Raw genomic sequence first — 5,836 nt, 5'->3', positions numbered from 1 at the left:
CCTGCTGATCGCCTTCGTCGTCGGCATCCTGCTCACGCTGCTGTCGCTGTGGCGCAATGCCGGCAGCGGTGCGATCGCCAGCAGCCAGACCCAGATCGCCAGCGAGGCGCTGATGCACTCGCAGCGCGTCGGCAAGGCCGCGCCGAACGCGATGCAGGGCGTGCCGGACGCCTTCACGCAGCTGCAGGACAGCCGCATCGCCCTGTCGCGCGAACTCGACCTGCTGGCCAGCGGCGGCGGCTACAACGGCAATGAGATCCCGGCATCGACCGGCGCCCTCGCTGCGCAGTTGGCGAAAGTGCGCGCGAAATGGCACGTCTCCGACGCGGCCGCCGCCAGCATCCTCAAGATGAAGCCGGAGCTGGTCGCGTTCGACAAGAACCTCAAGCAGCTCGACATCCTGGCGCCGGAAATGCTGGCGCTGACGGAAGGGATCCTGACCGAGCGCACGGCGCGCGGCGGCAGCGCGCGCGAACTGGCGGCGCTGGGCCGCATGATGATGCTGACGCAGCGCCTGTCGCGCAGCGCCGGCGAATTCCTGACCTCGGGCGGCATCCGCCCCGAGACCGCGTTCCAGATGGGCCGCGACACGACCATGTTCCGCGCCACCGTCGACGGTTTGCTGAACGGCAGCGAGCCGCTCGGCCTGGCCCCGCTGCGCGACCCCGGCCTGCGCACCAAACTGGAAGAAGTGCAGGCCGAGTTCGACATCTGCCAGAAGCTGATCTCGACCTTCCTCGACAAGCTGTCCGACATGACAGCCGCCAAGGCCGCCGAGCAGACGATCTTCAACGACAACGAGGCGCTGCGCCGCCAGCTGACCGAGCTGCAAGCGTCGTTCCGCGCCGGCGAAGGCAGTACGAGCGGCTGGTTCTGGCTGCTCGTCGCGGCGTCGATCTTCACGCTCGTCGCGGCCGGCAGCATCTCGCGCGTGATGCTGCAGGATTCGCGCAAWCGTACCCGCGGCGCCGACGCGCGCCGCCAGGAAGCGGAGACGATGCGCCTGCTGGCCCAGGCCAAGGAAGAAGAAGCCAAGGCGACCAACGACCAGAACCAGGCGGCGATCCTGCGCCTGATGAACGAATTGCAGGAAGTGGCGGACGGCGACCTGACCGTGCACGCCACCGTGTCCGAGGACATCACGGGCGCCATCGCCGACTCCGTCAACTACACGGTGGAAGAGCTGCGTGGCCTCGTCGTGCGCGTGATCGCCACGGCGGAAAAGGTGACGCAGGCGTCGAACGACGCCCAGCTGGTGTCGAACCGCCTGCTCGTCGCGGCAGGCCAGCAGGCGCGCGAGATCCAGGACACGTCGGCCACGATGCTGCGCATGGCCGGCGAGATCACGGACGTGTCCAGCTCCGCAAAGGAATCGGCCGAGGTGGCGCGCCAGTCGGTGGCGGCGGCCGAGCAGGGCGCGACCGCGGTGCAGAACGCGATCCGGGGCATGGGCGAGATCCGCGAACAGATCCAGGAAACGTCGAAGCGCATCAAGCGCCTGGGCGAATCGTCGCAGGAGATCGGCGAGATCACCGAGCTGATTTCCGACATCACGGAACAGACCAACGTGCTGGCGCTGAACGCGGCGATCCAGGCCGCATCGGCCGGCGAGGCGGGACGCGGCTTCTCCGTCGTGGCGGAAGAGGTCCAGCGCCTGGCGGAACGGTCGGCCGAAGCGGCCAAGCAGATCGGCGCGCTGGTGCGCACCATCCAGACCGATACGCACGATGCCGTGGCCGCGATGGAAAAATCGACGCAGGGCGTGGTCGAGGGCGCGCGCGTGACCGACGCGGCCGGCGCGGCGCTCGCGGACATTTCGCGTGTATCGAACCGCCTGGCCGAGCTGATCCAGGGCATGGCGGTGGCGGCGGGACTGCAGGCGACGTCCGCGAACGGTGTGGCGCATAATATGCAGCACATCCTCGCGATCACCGAGCAGGCACAGGGCGGCACGCAGCAGACGGCGCAGTCGATCCGGCAACTGGCGGAGCTCGCGCAGGAACTGAAGAATTCGGTGTCGCGCTTCCGCGTCGCCGCCTGAGCCCCTGACATTTGTTCACATGACCCAGTTTTCGCACGCGTCCGCAGTACCGCAATTCGACACCGGCCCCCTGTCCTGGGTCATCGGGGAAATCCGCGATGCCCTCGGGCTGTCCGCCAAGGCCTTGCAGGACGCGGCCGGCCGCAGCCCGGAGGCGCGTCCGACCTTGCTGCTGCATGCCGGGTCGCACCTGCACCAGGTTCACGGCGCGCTGCAGTTGGTGGACGTGGCCGGCGTCGAACGCGTCGGCGAAACGGCCGAGCAGGTCATCGACCGCTTCAAGGACGGCGCGCTGGAACTGACCCCCGAGCGCGCCGCCACCGTGGGCGAGGCCTACCGCGCGCTCGTCGAATACCTGGAGGAATTGCTGGACGGGGCCGCCCCGCAACCCGTGCGGCTGTTCCCCTACTACCGCGCGCTGCAGGAATTGCTGGGCGTGGAGCGCGTGCATCCGGGCCAGATGCTCGAGCTGGACCTCGCTCTGGCCCTGTTGCCGGGCGGCGGCGCCGGTCCCATGCCGGACTACGCCGCGGCCCGCGCCGCGTTCGAAAAGGCGCTGCTGCCGTTCCTGCGTAGCGCCGACGTCGCCGCCCAGCGTGCCCAGGCGGGCGCCATGCGCGATGCATTGACCCCCGTCGTCCACGGCCAGCCGCAGGCCGAGGCGCATGCATTCTGGCTGGCGCTGCAGACCGCCGCCGACCTCGTCGCGCTGGGCCAGGTGGCGCCCGACCTGTATGTAAAACAGCTGTTCGGCCAGATCAACCTGCAACTGCGCCGCATGGCGCAAGGCCACACGAATTTGCCGGAAGCGCTGCTGCGCGACGCGCTGTTCTTCCTGTCCGCCGCCACCGAACCCACGCCGGATGCGCGCCAGCTGCGCGATGCTTACCACGTCGCGGGCCAGGTGCCCGCCGATTACCTGGAGCGCCGCTACGGCCGCGTCGACCCGGAGGCGCTGAAGGACGCCCGGGCCGCGCTGATCGAGACCAAGCGGGGCTGGGACCGCGTCGCCAGCGAGGGCGGCGACCCGCTCGAAGGCGGCTTCAACGACGCCTTGTCCAGGCTCGCCGGGGCCAGCGAGAAGCTGGGCGCGCCGGCGCTGGCACATCTGCTGCGCGAACTGGGCGAGGCCGCCGGCAAGTCGATGGCGGGCGGGCGCAGCGACCAGTTCAGCCTCGAGATGGCCGAGGCCATGCTGTTCGTCGAGCACGGCCTGGATCAGCTGCGCCAGCTGCCCGACGACTTCGGCCAGCATGCCGAGGCGGTCGGCCAGCGCCTGCTCGCGCTGGCGCACGGCGAGACGCCGCCCGATGCCCCCGTCTGGCAGGGCGAACTGGCGCGCGAGCTGCAGCAGGGCCAGACGGTCGCCGTGCTGGCGGGCGAGATGCGCACGGGCCTGCGCCAGGTCGAGAAGCTCATCGACGAATACTACGAAGACCCGGCCCGCGCCGCCTCGCTCGAACAGGTCGATCCGCTGCTGCACCAGTTGCAGGGCGCGCTGGCGATCCTCGACCAGGACCAGGGCTCGCAGGCCGTCGCGCACGTGCGCGGCCAGGTGCGTACGCTGCTCGGCGGCCAGCCGGATGCGGCCACGCGCGGTGCCGTGCTGGACAACCTGGCCCGCAACATCGGCGCGCTCGGCTTCTTCACGGATGCGCTGGCGCAGAACGTCGAGGGCGCACGCCAGCGCTTCCGCTTCGATGCCGGCGCGGGCCTGTTCCGCGAGCAGCCGTTCGAGAGCCTGGCGCAGGCGCAACCCGCACCGGAAGCTGCGCCGGCGGCACCGGTAGTGCCGGCCGCGGCACCGGTTGCCGCACCGGCTGCAGCGCCGGATGCCGTCGAGGCCGAGCTGCTGGAAATCTTCATCGGCGAGGCGCATGAGGTGCTGGACGTGGTCGGTACGGCGCTGCCCGCGGCCACGGCCAGCCCGGCCGACCAGGACACGCTCACCCGCCTGCGCCGCGCCTTCCACACGCTCAAGGGCAGCAGCCGCATGGTCGGTCTCGAGTCCTTTGCCGTGGCCGCCGCGGCCATCGAAAAAGTCATGAACCTGTGGCTGGCCGAAGCGCGTGCCGCCACGCCCGACCTGCTGGCGCTGCTCGCGCATGCGCATGCGGAGATGTTGGCCTGGGTCGGAGAACTGGCGGCCGGCGACCCGGCGGCCGGCGACCCGGCGGCCGGCGGATCGCAGCGCGACGGCGCGGCGCTCGCGCAGGCCGCTGCCCACGTGCAGGACGGCGGTCCGTTCGTGGCGCCGGTGCAGGAAGTGGCGCCGGCCGCACCGGCACCGCTCGAGTCGGCGCCCTACGTACCGGCGGCCGACGCCCCGGCGGAGCTGGCGCCGGAGACGGTCGGTGCGTTCGACGCCGCCGCAGCAGCAGGTCTGGCGGACGATGCCGCGGCTGCCGCGTCGCCGCCGGAACCGGCCGAGCCCGCGGCCGGCTTCGACGTCGCGCGCAACGAGCCGCCCGCGCCGCTGCCGGCCCTGTCGCCGGCCGAGCTGCCCGACAACGTGCTGGCCTTCCCCGTGTCGGAAGCGAACGTGCGGCACGTGGGCGACCTGGAGATTCCCCTGCCGCTGTACCACATCTACCTCGGCGAGACCGAGGAGCTGGTGCGCACCCTGGCCGAGGATTTCGCCAGCTGGCGCGCGGAACCGCTGCGTGCCGTGACGCCGCAGGCGCTGAAGGCGGCGCACACGCTGGGCGGCACGTCGGCCACGGTCGGCTTCCATGCGCTGCGTGAACTGGCGGCGGCGCTGGAAGAAGCGTTGCAGGTGGCCGTGCCGCCGCTGCAGGGTGACCAGTTCGACCTGCTGGACGAGACGGTCGAGCGCGTGCGCGTGATGCTGCAGGTGTTTTCGCTGGGCGAGCTGGCGCCGGCGCAGCCGGAACTGCTGGCGCGCCTGGAAGCGCTGCGCGACGACCTGGGACGCGTCCGTGCCGATGCCGTGATCGACGGCGCCGAGCCGGAGCTGGCGGAGCGCCTGGACGCGCTGTTCGCCGCCACCTTTGCCAGCATCCTGGCCGATCCGCCGCTGGCCGGTGGTGCCCCGGCACTGCCGGTCAGCACGGAACTGGCGCCGCGTGCGAAACCGGAGCGCCAGGACGATCCTGGCGCGAACGCCGTCGACGACCTGTTCGACACCTATTTCGACGACCCGTTCGCCGCGCCCACGCTGGAACAGGCGCAGCCCGCGCCGGCGCAGCCGGAGCCAGACGTCATCGACGTCGACGCGCTGTTCGAGCTGCCGGCCGCCGCGGCCGAACCGCAGCCGGCGCCCGAGCCCGAACCGCAGCCGACACCTGAACCGGAACCCGAGCCGCAGCCCGAATCCGAGCCGGCACCCGAACCGGCACCCGAACCCGACGCGGCTTTGGCCGCCGAGCCGGTATTCGTCGACGACCTCGACCCGGACCTGCTGCCCGTGTTCATGGAAGAAGCGGCCGACCTGCTGCCGCAGATCGGCAACGGCCTGCGCCAGTGGCAGCAGAACCCGGCCGACGCGGCGGTGGCGCACGGCCTGCTGCGCGCCCTGCACACCGTGAAGGGCAGCGCGCGCATGGCCGGCGCGATGCGCCTGGGCCAGCACACGCACGCGCTGGAAACGCAGATCGAGAACATGCTGCACGCCGGGACGACGAATCCGGCCGCCTTCGACGAACTGCTCGCCAACTACGACCAGGCGCAACTGCTGTTCGAACAATTGCAGCAGCCGGGCGAGCCGACGCCCGCCGTGGCGCCGACCGCAGCGGCACCCGGCGCGGCGGCGCCCGCCACGGAACCGGCCGCGCC

At 71.4% G+C, this 5,836-nt stretch carries 2 protein-coding genes; both read left to right on the top strand.

Features of this window, described 5'->3' with window-relative positions; all coding sequences use genetic code 11:
• Positions 1-2,041, top strand: a 2,041-nt coding sequence (locus tag AC1DYX_RS26650; protein WP_477264494.1) for a methyl-accepting chemotaxis protein, incomplete at its 5' end; no start/stop codon positions are given.
• A gap of 19 nt (positions 2,042-2,060) precedes the next feature.
• Positions 2,061-5,836 (top strand): Hpt domain-containing protein (locus tag AC1DYX_RS26645; protein ID WP_477264492.1); only part of this gene is annotated, 3,776 nt, incomplete at its 3' end.

It is taken from the genome of Massilia sp. P2_C2, from assembly GCF_056404615.1.
This window is presented reverse-complemented; position numbering and strand designations above follow the sequence as displayed.